The organism is Olivibacter sp. EAT-5, from assembly GCF_044784325.1.
Lineage (GTDB): Bacteria > Bacteroidota > Bacteroidia > Sphingobacteriales > Sphingobacteriaceae > Olivibacter > Olivibacter oleidegradans.
Genome location: NZ_CP173028.1, coordinates 1140280 through 1154149, shown reverse-complemented (window position 1 = coordinate 1154149; position 13870 = coordinate 1140280). Strand labels below are relative to the sequence as shown.

Annotated in this window: 17 protein-coding genes; 8 read left to right on the top strand and 9 right to left on the bottom strand. The window is 41.2% G+C overall.

The window, feature by feature from the left end:
• Window positions 1–56: 56 nt before the first annotated feature.
• Window positions 57–656 (top strand): hypothetical protein, encoded by a 600-nt coding sequence (locus tag ACH11B_RS04775; protein ID WP_377611907.1) that lies wholly within the window; start codon window positions 57–59, stop codon window positions 654–656.
• 347 nt (window positions 657–1003) lie between these two features.
• Here the strand turns inward: ACH11B_RS04775 and ACH11B_RS04770 are convergent, their stop codons facing one another.
• Window positions 1004–1867 (bottom strand): NAD(P)H-binding protein, encoded by an 864-nt coding sequence (locus ACH11B_RS04770; protein WP_377611905.1) that lies wholly within the window; start codon window positions 1865–1867, stop codon window positions 1004–1006.
• 99 nt (window positions 1868–1966) lie between these two features.
• Complete coding sequence (locus ACH11B_RS04765) at window positions 1967–2386, bottom strand: DoxX family membrane protein (RefSeq protein WP_404274009.1); 420 nt, start codon at window positions 2384–2386, stop codon at window positions 1967–1969.
• Window positions 2387–2766: 380 nt separating this feature from the next.
• Here ACH11B_RS04765 and ACH11B_RS04760 point away from each other — a divergent pair, with 380 nt between their 5' ends.
• Window positions 2767–3639 (top strand): alpha/beta fold hydrolase, encoded by an 873-nt coding sequence (locus tag ACH11B_RS04760; protein WP_377611901.1) that lies wholly within the window; start codon window positions 2767–2769, stop codon window positions 3637–3639.
• A gap of 59 nt (window positions 3640–3698) precedes the next feature.
• Here ACH11B_RS04760 and ACH11B_RS04755 read toward each other — a convergent pair whose 3' ends face one another.
• Window positions 3699–4250, bottom strand: a complete 552-nt coding sequence (locus ACH11B_RS04755; RefSeq protein ID WP_013664207.1) for a dihydrofolate reductase family protein — start codon at window positions 4248–4250, stop codon at window positions 3699–3701.
• 303 nt (window positions 4251–4553) lie between these two features.
• Between ACH11B_RS04755 and ACH11B_RS04750 the strand changes: the two genes are divergently transcribed.
• From ACH11B_RS04750 to ACH11B_RS04740, 3 genes are all read left to right on the top strand, one after another.
• Entirely contained in the window at window positions 4554–5129 is a 576-nt protein-coding gene (locus ACH11B_RS04750; RefSeq protein ID WP_013664206.1) for a Crp/Fnr family transcriptional regulator, read from the top strand.
• A gap of 117 nt (window positions 5130–5246) precedes the next feature.
• A complete protein-coding gene (locus ACH11B_RS04745) occupies window positions 5247–5945 on the top strand; it encodes a type 1 glutamine amidotransferase domain-containing protein (protein WP_013664205.1) in 699 nt (232 codons plus the stop codon).
• Window positions 5946–6112: 167 nt separating this feature from the next.
• Entirely contained in the window at window positions 6113–7027 is a 915-nt protein-coding gene (locus ACH11B_RS04740; protein ID WP_013664204.1) for a pirin family protein, read from the top strand.
• Window positions 7028–7071: 44 nt separating this feature from the next.
• Here ACH11B_RS04740 and ACH11B_RS04735 read toward each other — a convergent pair whose 3' ends face one another.
• The 3 genes from ACH11B_RS04735 to ACH11B_RS04725 form a co-directional block, all read right to left on the bottom strand.
• Entirely contained in the window at window positions 7072–8301 is a 1230-nt protein-coding gene (locus ACH11B_RS04735) for a DNA cytosine methyltransferase (protein WP_013664203.1), read from the bottom strand.
• 151 nt (window positions 8302–8452) lie between these two features.
• Window positions 8453–9007 (bottom strand): AAA family ATPase, encoded by a 555-nt coding sequence (locus ACH11B_RS04730; RefSeq protein ID WP_377611898.1) that lies wholly within the window; start codon window positions 9005–9007, stop codon window positions 8453–8455.
• 203 nt (window positions 9008–9210) lie between these two features.
• The gene (locus tag ACH11B_RS04725) at window positions 9211–10002 is read right to left on the bottom strand and encodes an alpha/beta fold hydrolase (protein WP_377611896.1); all 792 of its coding nucleotides are present in this window, start codon (window positions 10000–10002) and stop codon (window positions 9211–9213) included.
• Window positions 10003–10103: 101 nt separating this feature from the next.
• Here ACH11B_RS04725 and ACH11B_RS04720 point away from each other — a divergent pair, with 101 nt between their 5' ends.
• Together ACH11B_RS04720 and ACH11B_RS04715 are read left to right on the top strand one after the other, a co-directional pair.
• Window positions 10104–10580 carry a winged helix-turn-helix transcriptional regulator gene (locus ACH11B_RS04720; RefSeq protein ID WP_377611893.1) on the top strand — a complete coding sequence of 159 codons (477 nt, stop codon included), beginning with the start codon at window positions 10104–10106 and terminating at the stop codon, window positions 10578–10580.
• Between the two features lie 183 nt (window positions 10581–10763).
• Complete coding sequence (locus ACH11B_RS04715) at window positions 10764–11231, top strand: low affinity iron permease family protein (protein WP_013664199.1); 468 nt, start codon at window positions 10764–10766, stop codon at window positions 11229–11231.
• A gap of 71 nt (window positions 11232–11302) precedes the next feature.
• Here ACH11B_RS04715 and ACH11B_RS04710 read toward each other — a convergent pair whose 3' ends face one another.
• The 3 genes from ACH11B_RS04710 to ACH11B_RS04700 all read right to left on the bottom strand — a co-directional run bounded on the left by ACH11B_RS04710 (window position 11303) and on the right by ACH11B_RS04700 (window position 13257).
• Window positions 11303–11530, bottom strand: coding sequence for a hypothetical protein (locus ACH11B_RS04710; protein ID WP_013664198.1), 228 nt, complete (start codon window positions 11528–11530; stop codon window positions 11303–11305).
• A 269-nt stretch (window positions 11531–11799) separates the two neighbouring features.
• On the bottom strand, window positions 11800–12336 hold the full coding sequence (locus ACH11B_RS04705; protein ID WP_377611890.1) for a hypothetical protein: 537 nt from the start codon (window positions 12334–12336) through the stop codon (window positions 11800–11802).
• A gap of 60 nt (window positions 12337–12396) precedes the next feature.
• Window positions 12397–13257, bottom strand: coding sequence for a chromate resistance protein ChrB domain-containing protein (locus ACH11B_RS04700; protein WP_377476586.1), 861 nt, complete (start codon window positions 13255–13257; stop codon window positions 12397–12399).
• A gap of 211 nt (window positions 13258–13468) precedes the next feature.
• Between ACH11B_RS04700 and ACH11B_RS04695 the strand changes: the two genes are divergently transcribed.
• Window positions 13469–13822, top strand: a complete 354-nt coding sequence (locus ACH11B_RS04695) for a hypothetical protein (protein ID WP_013664197.1) — start codon at window positions 13469–13471, stop codon at window positions 13820–13822.
• Window positions 13823–13870: the final 48 nt, after the last annotated feature.

Genomic DNA, 13870 nt, shown 5'->3' with positions numbered 1-13870 from the left:
GCCCTTCTTTCAGTTTGTCCATTGATTGATATTAAAAACCAATTAAAAGTTACTTTATGAAACGCCTTGTATATCTTTTGACTTTAATCTATTTACTTTCTGCCACCGTTTCCTGTCAACAAAAACCGAGCGTCCCATATACCTTAGCAGTACCTAAAGGATGGACAGTTGAAACTTTCCCCATTCCAATTGATTTCGCACCGAACATTCCCTATAAAGGAACGGAAGAGGTACGCTTCACCCCTGGCTGGGGTGCTCCGGGCGCGCAACATTGGTCTTATTCATTTTTATGGTGGCTGGAGGGTAGGCCTCTCATTAATGAAGCGAGCTTACAACGTGATCTCGAAGCATACTATGGTGGTCTCGTAGGCCGTAATATTACCAAACGAAATATCCCGGCCGATAAGGTCGTACCTACTAAAGTTATGATTAAAAAAATAGAAACGGCACCTCAGGACGAAGCCACTTTTTCTGGTACCATTAATATGCTAGATTATATGCCGGTAGTACCCATCGAGCTAAACTGTGTTATCCACTTGTTCAGGTGTAAGGAAGATAATCGTACAGGCATCTATTTCGCGGTGTCGCCTAAAAAACTGAATGATCCATTATGGCAAGAATTTGAAAAGTTGCTGACAGTAAATTGCCGCCAATAGCTACTCCAGAAGATTATATCGTTTTTAGTTACGGCACTTGTGCTGATAGAGAGCCTTTTTATAATAAATAAGACCCGCCAGCTGTTCAACTGAAGCTTGGCAGGTACAACAAGACAAGTATAGTAACATGCTAGATAACAGCAAAAGATGCTGTAATTTGTGTGTTTAACTATGATGCAAAGCTATATGCTTCCCATTCCCTATCCTTACGGGAAACCGGAAAAAATCCTATATTTCGAGCGGGATGAGATCCATTGCGATGATGCCCAATTTTAAAGACTACTCGGCAGTGGCAATTGCGGCATCGAATATGTCTCGCGGAGGTTTTTTGCAAATAAAAATAAGCACTATTTGGATAGCCCAATCAGTGCGTCAACATACTGCTGAAGCGACGTTTCTCCACGTATTGGCGATTTGGGTTTTTCAAAATCTTGTTTTAAGGTTAATCTGATCATGTTAACCATTGACTCAGCCGATTCTTCAGAAAATCCGGCTTTCATTAAAAAGTCTAGCCATTCATCCGGTTTAATTTCAACTGTTTGTACAGGTGTATCCAATGCCTCAGCAAATGCACATGATACATCCTTGGGTGAGTAATCTTGCGGCCCTTCTACGTAGTGCGGGCCAGCCGTGTCAACTTCATTTGTTAAGAACCTTGCCGCGAGTCTTGCTATATCGACAGGAGCTACCATCGGAATCCGAAAATCTGGTGGAAAAAGGGAGTAAATCTTCCCTTCAGTCTTGGCCGTTTCGATGGCCATATTCCAGTTGCTCATGTAATAAGCTCCACGGATAATGATGGTGGCAGGCCGTAACCGGGCCAAAGATTGTTCCATATGGTGAAGAACCCCCAAATCCCCAATGTTGTTACCTACTTGTGCCCCATAAGTTGATTCTGCCACTACCTTTTCCAGATTTGAATTTTCAATGGCCTTAATAATCGAATCCACTGTTTTAAATTCCTGCTCCGATGCATTTTTTGAGATATCGCCCGGTGGGTTTAGTAAGAACAACCGCTGTCCTTTATTAAAAATCTGTGTCAATTTTTCCGTATCGCGTACATCAACAACTGCTGGTCTTGCTCCTAGGTGTTCAATTTGCTGAATGCGGTCCTTATTGTGTGTAATGCCGATCACTTTTTTTTCTTTTTGCGCTAACAATTTCGTCAATTCCGAACCGATATTGCCTGTTGCCCCTAATACGATATACATACATATTAATTTTTGATCTCTATGAAGAATACAACAAGCTGCTTATTACATTGTTTATCGACAATCTCGCCAACAGAAACCTGCAATCAAATGACAACATCACAATAAGCTACCGGTATTGTTGGGTTTTTGTTGAACTGCTAATAGAAAAGCAGCTGCACTACCCACCCATACCGAATAATCGAGTGGTGCTTTTATTCCCAAAGAAACCGTCATTGAAAGAGCAAATACCAACAGTAGAGTTCCGGTAGCAATAGCGGTCCATTTTAATTTAAAGCCCAAAATCAGCAATAGCGACAACACAATTTCCAAAAAAGTGGCTGCATAAGCGGAAAATCTGCTTAAAGTTGGAGGAAGAAAAAATGTGAGCGTTGCCGTATATTCTTCAAAACGCTGCCAGTTTCCCCAGGCTGAATTATCTCCCCAAAAACCTAGTCTGTCTGCAACTGCTGAGAGCATCGTCATAGCAAGAGCAAACCTTAAAAACAGTTGCGGAAATTGTACTAATTTCATGGCCATAGCTAAATTTTTAAATTAACAGTACAAAATTACTAACAGAAAAGCACATGAAACTTAAGTTGGTTTAAGAAATGCTTACCACCATACTTAAGGTTTTATTCCGTTATACTAGAAATATGATGTTAGTGCATCCACTTTAAAAACAGAAGCTTGTAAAAATTCTCATTGGTAATAACAAGGAGATGATAATTATAGGCAAAACGATAGCGGATATAAAAATACCTGACAGCCTAATTGCAAGGCAGGCTCAAACACAGCGTTTGTATAATGCTAGAAGTTAATTGGCGAGAACAATTGCAATATGAAAACCGTTATTTCTAAATAATTGCGTTAGTTCCTTTAGATGGAATGTGCAATATTTTTTAGCAAATTTAAACGGAATGTCCAGACAAATCTTCAATAGAACCATAAAAGTTGATGGAATTGATCTTTTCTACCGGGAGGCCGGCGATAAAAAAAATCCATCGCTACTGCTCTTACATGGATTCCCGACTTCATCGATAGCTTTCAAAAATTTAATGATTGCGATGTCTGATCAGTATCATCTTGTCGCTCCGGATTATCCCGGATTTGGCTTCAGTGAATTTCCCGTACCGGATACTTTTGACTATACGTTCGGGAATCTATCTGTTTTGATAAACAAACTGACTGAGGCGATAGATTTAAACAAATACTTTATTTATCTCCATGACTATGGTGCACCGATTGGACTTCAACTATGCATCAATCACCCGGAGAAGATTGCAGGTATTATTGTTCAGAGCGGTAATGCGCACCGAGAAGGCATGGGACCTGAATGGGACGAGTATATCGACTACTGGTACAACCCAACGGCTGAAAAGAAAAAAAAGCTCATTAAGTTTTTAAGCGTAGAAGGTATAAAAAACCAATACTTCGGTGGGCTTCCCAAAGAAGCATTATCGAGGGTCAGTCCGGAATTTTGGATGCTTGACTGGGAGTTTTTGAAGAGGCCGGGTAATATCGAAAAGCAGTTTGAGTTAAACTGTGATTTCAAAACCCACCTAGAAATGTTTCCTGTTTACCAGGCCTATTTTCGCGAACACCAGCCACCGGCTCTTGTCATTTGGGGAAAATATGAAATTTTCTTTTCAGTGGAAGAAGCCCCTTGTTACAAACGTGATCTGCCCGAAGCCCAAATCCATATTTTAGACGGTGGGCACGATGTGTTGGATACGCACTTTGATGAGGTGTTGACGCTAATAAGAAATTTTATAAACGAACAAGCGTTTTGATCGCCGAGAAGCGTATGCCGTTTATGTAAAGATAACCGCCAACCATTCAGCGCCAAGTATCACTTTTTCAAGTAATGAAGCGCCACATATCCCGATTTTAAAAATTTTTTATCAATCAGCTTCAAATTAAGGTTTTCCTGAAGACTGCCGGCAGCTAGCAATGGCCGTCCTCTCCCAACGATGATTGGATGGACAACTAAATTAAATTCATCAATAAGACCTGCACGTATTAATTCAGGGAGCAGGCTGACAGAATCAATTAAAATTTTTTTACCCGGTTGTTGTTTCAGCTTCCGGAGTTCTTCCGCAGGATTGCTACGAACAATCCGCGTATTGTTCTCGGCGCTTGCTAATGATCGGGAAATAACAACTTTGTCAATAGCAGTAAGCCTTTCTGCAAATTTATTTTCGTCTGCGGTGCCCGATTGGTTTTTGGCAACATCCGCCCAATAGGGAAACATAAGCTGATACATGACACGACCGAAAAAGAGCAGGTCTACGTCATCCATTATTGCCGTGAAATAATCATGAAGCTCTTCATCGGGATTAAAAATCGTGTGATCACAATATCCATCGATGCTTATATTCATACTAAATGTTACGGTTCTCATGCCAATTTTTTTGATGTTAAAAGATAAATCAAAAATAAGAGACTAGCTGAAATATGAGAAGGGTTATCCGCGACAAAAAAAGGGTCAATGGGTCAAATCAGTACTCGTTCCGGGATGTCGCTTCTTTCGTCAGACTGACTGCAGAAAACAAGATTCAGAACCACATTCTTGTCATAATTGTTTTTGTTTTCAAATTGAAAACTTGTTACCTTGTAGATATGAATATAATCGTATGACGACTGGCATTATATATCTTGCAAGGAATAACAGTATCAACACTTAACGTAATACAAATACTTTCATATGACGCCACAAGAAGTCCTCAGGCAACATATCCATAAAACTGTTCAGTTGAGCGATGAACAGTTTGACTATTTCTTTTCCCTCTTTAAGCCAATTTCTTTCAAAAAAGGGCAACAACTTATTCATGTGGGAGACGAGGTTGATTGCGAGTATTTCGTGTTAAGTGGCTGCTTGAAGACGTTTTTCGTAAATGACGAACAAAAAATGCACATTTTGCAATTTGCCATGCGAACTTGGTGGGCATCCGATTATAAAGCTTTGTACAATAATGAAAGAGCTACTGTAAACGTTGACTGCGTTGCGGATGCAGAAACGCTTTGTCTCCACAGTGAAGAGAGGGAAAAGGCTTGTAAAGAAATTCGCGAAATTGAAACTTTTCTAAGATGGCGTTCCAATAAAGGTTATATCAGTTTGCAAAAAAGAATTTTATCGCTATTAAATAACGATGCCCGTAGTCGGTACGAGGAACTAATGCACCAATATCCTGAATTGTACAATCTTGTTCCGAAACATTTGATCGCAGCATATTTGGGAGTTTCAAGAGAAACGCTCAGCAGACTTTACCATAGTAAATGATGTGACCTAGCTCACTAAAAATAGCGGCTTTCTAAAATGTGATCTATATCACCTAATGATGCTGTTTTTTATCCGCTACTTTGTACTATCATTTTATGACAATAAAAATTAAAAGAAATGGATAAAGTAATTTTTAAAGTACTAATTGTACTTACCTCTCACGATCAACTGGGAGATACCGGTGAAAAAACAGGTTTTTGGGTGGAAGAGTTTGCCGCTCCTTATTACGTTTTGGCCGATGCAGGCGTAGAGGTCACGATCGCATCACCCGAAGGCGGACAACCTCCGATAGATCCTAAAAGTGCACTTCCTGATTTCCAAACGGAAGCCACTAAACGTTTTGATGCAGACAAGGCCCTGCAGGAAAAATTGGCACATAGCATTCCATTAAGTGATGTGAATGAAAAAGATTACGATGCGGTATTCTATCCGGGAGGCCACGGACCGCTTTGGGATTTAACCAACGATGCGCGTTCCATTAAACTGATCGAAGCGTTTTGGAAAGAAGGTAAGCCGGTTGCTGCCGTTTGTCATGCGCCTGGCGTATTACGGTTTGTGAAAGATGCAGAGGGAAATCCCCTGGTAAAAGGAAAAAAAGTTACCGGTTTTTCCAACACTGAAGAAGAAGCGGTTCAATTAACAGATGTTGTTCCTTATTTGGTGGAAGATGAGTTAAAAAAACTTGGTGGAAACTATAGTAAAACGGAGGACTGGAAGAGCTACTCTGTGCAGGATGGGAATCTAATTACCGGACAAAACCCGGCGTCTTCAGAAGAAGCAGCTAAAAAGCTGCTTGATTTACTAAGAAAAAGCTAGCGGATTAATCCCATAACTTTAAGGGTCAGGAGGAAAGTTCTGACCCCTAAAAGCCATCACATGGCTACTAATGGATTTTACCTCCTTTAATAGCATTTTCTTATCCTATGTTATTTTGTGCTTTCGTTAATGTCCTTAACTTTACGTCTCACTAGTTGTAATGTCATATGCTTGATATCATTATAGAATCCAGACAGGCCGAAATTGCTCCCGGTTTTGCCGTTAAACGTATTCTTCCCTATCAACTTCGCAGAATGGTTGGGCCGTTTATTTTTATGGATCATGGCGGACCGGTAAATATTCCGGCAGCGACGGTCAATAAACTGGATGTGTTGCCGCATCCGCATATTGGTCTATCTACGGTAAGTTATTTGTTCAGCGGCAATGTAACCCACCGAGATAGTCTTGGCGTAGAACAAGTGATAAAACCGGGCGAAGTAAATTGGATGACTGCCGGAAAAGGCATTGCCCATAGCGAACGTTTCGAAGATCCCGCAATGCTGAACGGAGGCGAACTGGAAATGATACAGACATGGGTAGCACTTCCCGAGAAGGATGAAGAAAGCAATCCTACCTTTGACAACTATAAGCCCGAACAATTGCCCGTATTTACTGATACAGGTATTTGGATGCGTTTGATTGCAGGCGATGCATACGGATTGAAAAGTAATGTCAAAACGCACTCACCCTTGTTCTATGTGCACGTTATACTGGATCAGGGCGTCCGTTTTGGCCTGCCTACCGGGCATAGCGAAAGAGGCGCTTACATTGTTAGGGGCAGTGTCGAAGTAAATGGAGTAATCTATACCGCCGGAAAACTCATGGTATTTACTAAGGGTGTTGATCCGGTGATTATTGCCAAAGAACATACTACGTTGATGATGCTTGGCGGTGAACACTTAGGTGATCGGTATATCTGGTGGAATTTTGTTTCCAGTAGAAAAGAAAGGATTGAACAGGCCAAAGAAGACTGGAAACAAGGGCGTATCGATTTGCCACCCATGGATAATGAAGAGTATGTGCCCCTACCTGAAAGTAAAGGTAAACCCGCAGGAGGCCCTCCACCCAATGCACTTTCCTAATTCTGATGATTATTAATAGTTGAAAGGAGGTTAAAATTCACATTTTATTGCAAATTTAATTGTTCCAGCAATTTCTCAGCTGTGGCCTGAATTGCGGGCACGGCAACTGAGTTTCCGAATTGCCTATAAGCCTGCACATCGGATACGCAGATTCTGTACGTGTCCGGAAAACCCTGCAAACGAGCCCACTCGCGAGGAGTCATTTTCCGGATTCCCTCTCGGTTCACTTCTCCTTTTATTTTTGTAACCGGTGTGAAATTCGTTAGTCTATTATCGATTATTAAATTTCGTTCCCTTCCCATGCCTCCACAAACAACCGCATTGGCAATGCCATCATTTGGTATGATTTCAAATCCGAAGCCATTACCCTTACTTTCATGCCTGGCTTTATGTTCTTTTAACGTCTTTAAGTATTGCGTTGACAAGTAATATTTCACGGAGACTTCCTCTTCTTCAAAAATATCCTCGATGGCTACCGGTTCATCCAAGGGTTCAGGATATTCAAAGCGATCTATCCCCAAATCTTTGCGGTAACCCACAATAAAAATGCGTTCCCTGTTCTGTGGCACTCCGAAATTTTTGGCATTGACGATCTCCGGATCCGGAACAAAATAGTTTAGGTCATTCCGCAACACGTTCAATATCGTAGTTAAAGTGCGCCCCTTATCGTGATTTCTAAGCCCTTTTACATTTTCCAAAAAGAAGGCCTTCGGCTGATGTCGCTTGATAATCTCCGCAACATCAAAAAAAAGCGTTCCACGAGTATCTTCAAAACCACCTCTTTTTCCGGCAATGGAGAAAGCCTGGCAAGGAAATCCTGCACATAAAACATCAAATTGCTTTGGAATAAAGGCTTTTGTTGATTCTTTGGTGATATCTCCAAAAGGCACTTCCGCAAAGTTAGCTTCATAGGTTCTTTTGGCGCTCTCGTTCCACTCGCTGGTGAACACGCATTTTCCTCCGAGATTTTGACAAGCCAATCGAAATCCTCCAATCCCCGCAAAAAGATCTATAAATGTGAATTTTGGCCTGTCAGGAGAGGGGAAAGGAATATCCCACTTGATCGACTTAAGGTGCTGCATGGATATATCTCCGAATTCGGGGACATTCCGTTGAAGTTCTTCGTAAAAACTGTGCGCATATTGCTCATATGTCGCGCTCGATTCTAGATCCTGATTTTGCAAATAGTGGGTTAGGGTGGCAACATTGTCTGCGGAGCCATTTAATCTGTTAACACGCAAATGTTTCCTTATATCAGAATAGCGTAGTTTCATAAAATTTACGTGAGCACAAGTTTACAAATTTCTTTGTTGAAAGACCTCTCCTTGTGGAAAAGATATGTAAGAGAATGTATCGTGCGGCAATGATTCCGAATGTAACAAACTATCGATAAGCGTATTTGAAACGCTGTTCGTACATGGACGGTTACATCAAGTGGATAAGTAAAGAAGATTTTTCTTCAATCTCAGCTTTTATTCTCGCAACACTTTGTTCGATGGATAGATCTGTTGTATCAATGACATTTGATTCATAGTGCTCTAAGTTGTTAAATTGCTCCCACATCTTTTCCACCAACTCCGTGTTCGTCTCCTCGTCTAATTTGGAACGATTGATTGCCCGTTTCATCGTTTCTTCTTTTGTCGCTCTTAGAATAATGTAATGTACTTCATAATTATCCTGTACCGCTTGTAACCACGGGCCTAAGAACCACGGGCCAACAATCCCATCAATAACTACATCAAATCCACCACGTGCAAAACGTTTTGCAGCTTCCAAAAAGGCTTCAATAACAATTAAGTTCTGTTCCTGTGATTCCGGTAGAAATGGCGGTATTGCCCCCTTGCAGATATAGTGATAGAAGTCATCGGTATGCAGGTGTACCGACTTTGATAAAGTAGATGCCTTAGCCACTATGGATGCCGTTGTACTTTTACCTGTTCCCGGCGAACCGGTAATTATGATCATTCTACCTTGTTTCATCGCTATTCTCCCGAATTAAAATGTAAGCTTCTTTCTGCGATCAAATATATTGATATCTTGATGATTTTACCTATTTACAAGCTCCCTTCTCCGGCTAGAAATCTTTCATCAAACCTTATACAAGGTCTGGCTTTCACCGTTGCCTTTCAGTCAACTGACCGTTCTTTGGATTGGTACCCCTACACCCTTGTCGTCAACGTTAGTTAATTGATTAATCCCTCAAAAATGTCGGCCAATTCGTTTGGAGCGGTAATCATCGCGTCATGGCCGGTGCGAAGTTCAATATGTTGCCAACTCAGGTTTTTGTCTGCCTGAACCTTATCACTCATTTCTTTCATTATAGGCAGTTGTGGGCGGGTACATGCGATATAGACTAGCGGTAGGCCATTCCCATATTTATGCTTTAGTTTCAGTGGTTGAGCAAACGTATTAAAAGGTTGAGGCGTCAATCTTTTCTTAACCGAAGTAGCCACAACAGCATCGGTAACACCAAATAAGGCCACATCAAAAGGTTCGAAGTTCTCCTTCCTCTTGATGTTTTTTAATTGTAGTTGCTGCACACCGTCGGGCTGTAGAGAAATAGCGCTTTGTCCATTTTCAACAATCATCGCATCAAGAAAAATCAATTTCGATAATCGTTCCGGAATACGGTCGGCAACGCCCGCAATAACAGCACCGGCATAACTATGTCCAACCAGGTAAACATCGTGCAAATCTTCCATTTCTATCAGATGGACAATATCGTCAATATGCGTATCCAGGTTTACCTTTTCGCTAACCAAATGTTTACGTTCACCAAGTCCGGTAAGTGTTGGTGTAAAAACTTCGTAGCCCTTGTCGATAAGGTTTTGCTTTACGTCCGACCAACACCATCCGCCATGCCAAGCGCCATGAACGAGTACAAATACCGGGTTATTTTTGGGAGCTTTTGCCGTCGCAAAGATATGGACGCTTACCAATAATAGTAGTAATACTACGCTTTTAAACTGTTTCATTCTAAAATATTTTGTTTCTTAACTGCCTTATGAAACCTCCTTTTTTTTTACCTTTTGTGTTAGCGGTACTACCGCGGAGGTTTCATTTTTAATAAATTTGTATGATTAAACGAAGACTACAAAAGTATGGTGAGGTGTTAGGCAACACAATAACTCATCCCAAAGTGAGTAAAAATTATCAAGATTACACTATGGCAACCCCCCGGAAAGAACTATCGACCAACAGCGAAAATCGGCAGACATTAGCAGAAGCCTGCGACGTAAATGACGTACTGGCCAGTATTTCACTGCGATGGAAAATGCAATTATTATATTGTATCAATGAAGGTATCGCTCAGTTCACCGCGTTGAAAAAAAACTTCCCCACGCTTTCCGATCAGATCTTAGGCAAAAGGCTTAAAGAATTAAAAGAAGAATCACTCATCACTGCTAGCGATATTCCGGATACCACACCGCCACAGATTCGCTACACAACGACTGAAAAGGGGAGAGAACTCTTAGCCATCATTTTGGATTTACATCATTGGGGATTGAAATGGAAAACCGTGGGCAATAATTATTGTACAGCTAATGGCTAACAATTTGTCGTTGCCAACACAAAGATAACTTCGAGAAAATCAATAAACTGCGTGGCATTAGGTTTATGAAATAAAAAAAGCTTCAACTAAACGATGCATTTGATTGTTCCAGTAGAAAACAACTAGATATAGTAGATGTCAAGAACATCAAGAATGCAAGGGATAGGAACAACATAGAAGAATATGAGTAAGTTTAGTGAAAAGTTTGAAGCGGCGGCAAATAAAATTACCCAGTGGACGGGATCTTCCTGGGCATTCGGGATCGCTTTAGGATTTATTGTTGGGTGGGCTGCGTCGGGTCCTGTTTTTGGATTTTCAGATACCTGGCAGTTAGTCATAAACACCAGCACCACCATCATTACTTTTTTAATGGTTTTTCTTATACAGAAAACCCAGAATAAAGATTCAAAAGCTACTCAATTAAAACTGAACGAGCTGGTAGCGGCTAGTCGCAAAGCAAGTAACCGGCTTGTAGATATTGAGGATCTGAGCGAGGAAGAACTTGATACATTGCATAAGTATTACCAGATCATTTCCGATAGAGCCGAAAATGAAAAAGATATCCATAAGTCCCATTCAATCGAATCTGCGCAACGGCTGCACCAGTATAAGATGACAAAAAAGAATACAGAACCCGAAAACGGTGAATAAAAAATTGCAACAGATATCGCTGCTTTATTTTCCACTCCGGCTTTACTCGTAATGTGATTGAACCTGACCGTTTAGCCTATACGATCTTCAATTAGCTTTCCAATGGTGTCTTGATTCAGCATAGTTTCTGTAGTCGTCGCGCCTTCTGAAGTTTTCATGAACCAATTACCGTCAGTATCTTTGTTTATTACATATGACCTATCGCCAATGTCTTCCGTTAAGATGAACGTATTCTCTTCGCCGGACGGCTTAACATTAAAGTCGCCTAAACCCGGTATTGTTAAAGTGAATGTTTTCATAATCGATGTTTTCTGAATAAACAATTCAGATAACCGCTTGTGTGGTAAAGGGCAATAAAATGTATGGAATAAATATACGCTATAAGGCAACTGAAATTTCATTTCATTCGTGTTGGATGTAAAGTTGCGGTGGTGAGAAACTCAAGGTGGTCAAACTGGTAGTCAAATTAATGTATTAGCCGATAGACAAAGAGAAGTTAGCTTAATAAAGTTAAAAAGATCAAAATTACTATTTCTAAAAATTCTAGAAGGCATATAGCAGTTGCTGTTTAAAAGATGAACCCGAACTGAAAAGCGGCAGTCACGGAGGCGGTATGTTCATTGCCGAAACGGATCGGGACCGGAACTGCCAGAAATAGATTTCCCGAATGCCCCTTGGTGATGACCTTGCTCAGAACCGGTGTGAAGCCGAACCTGCCCGAAGTTTCAAAGGCGGCCCTTCCGATAAAGGTAAAGCCCTTGCCCAGCGGAAAAAGCGCGCCGGGATGAAACAGGAAATTACTCATCCTGCTCTTTCCGTGCTGTACGCTGATATAAGGCACCATCTCCAAGGAAAAGCCTAGATGCCCATCCCTGCGGATGTTTATGCCGGTTGGCATGCCTACTACATATCGATCTTTAAAATTTGGTGTGAAATCGCCCGATGCATAAGTGACAATCGGATGCACAACGCCGACATAGGCAGTCACCTTTACCCGTGCATCAATCTCCTGTGATGCTGCGCCGACTGAATATGCCAGAAGCAGTGTAACCGATACAGTGGTCTTATAGAAGAGGGTATAAGATTTTTCTTTTAGGTACTTCATCGATCTTGCTAACATTTATGCAAGAATAATGAACAGGGCCATCGAAAAATAGAACATTATCTACCCTTTTGTATATCCTTTACCTTTGATTATTTTTTTTCGATACACCGAGGGATTGGAGCCCATGTGTTTATTAAAAATCCGGGTAAAATGGCTCTGGTCCGAAAAGCCGGTCAAGTAAGCAATCTCCGTAAGATTAAGTGACGGATCGGCCATCAATTCGATTGCTTTCTCGATACGCTTTTTACGGATATATTCACCGAAATTAACGTTATCAAAATATTTTGAAAACTCTCTGGAGAGGTAAGTAGGGCTGAGCTCAAGTTCATCGGAAAGCTGATGAAGGGTCAGGTTCATGTTGGTGTCCACCTGATCCTGGATCAGCTCCCTGAGAGTAACCACCCATTCCGGCATCTGCTCCTTGCGTCGTTGTTTCAGGTACCGTTGGTAGATTTGCAGAAGTAGTTGTTCCACCGGACTATCACCTCCATGCCGTTGCCTGAAAAGATGCTGTGCCCAGCTGTAAAGACCGTCGTAGATAATCATTCCCAGCTCTAACAGTTCACGGTCGTCCTTTATATTATAAACCAATCCGGCAAAAATCGCTTCCAGGCCTGCAGCCTGTGGCGCAAAATCATGCCGGTCAGTATCTGCACCACGGACTATTTTGGCGATCCTGTCGAGCGCAGGATTTTTCAGCTCATATTTTTTGATGAAATAATCGAAAGTGCATTTATCCTCATAATGGCTATATTCAACACCAGGTATATCAAAGGGTGTGGCACCTATCTGTTCCGCCACCCGGATCACATCTTCGGCCGGGACAAAAACAATCTCCGCACCGGGGTCGATAAACCGCTTTATCAGCCAGGGGCAGGCTATTCTATCGATCTTGGGCCGTTCTCTTGTAATCCATTTCATTGAATGATTTGTAGGCTAAGTATGGCTAATATCCATAAAATTCGTTACACTAACAATTTCGATCCGAAAGCCGTTGAAAAGTTTGCAATCAATTAATAACCATTAAATAGATGACAATAATAAAAAAATTACCTTTTTAATTTCAGATAGGGTTGCTTAGGTTATTACTTAACTTTACTTTTGCTGCGTGAAAAGGTTTTTTCTCTATATAATGCTTATACTATTGATAAGCGAGGCAACCTCACTCTATCAACTGGCAAAGCTGCCAAGTTTATACAGGCATTTTATAGAACATAAAACGCTTTCACCAACGGTTAGTTTTACCGAGTACCTTTCAATGCACTATTGGGGGCAAGACCTTAACGACGATGATGACGAAAAGGATATGCAACTGCCGTTTAAAAAGTTCGATATCCATACTCCCGTTTTCCTTTTCGTAGCATTCGATAAATCATTTGCTATCAAGCCCGAATACTGGCCGATTAATCTCGACTTTGCACGGGATCGGCTTGTTGTATACTTCAGCCCAGAACAGAACTCGCTCTTTCGCCCTCCCAGAGTGTAAATACATTTAATCATGACATGCAGGGAATGTTCCCTGCAAAAGCGCTGT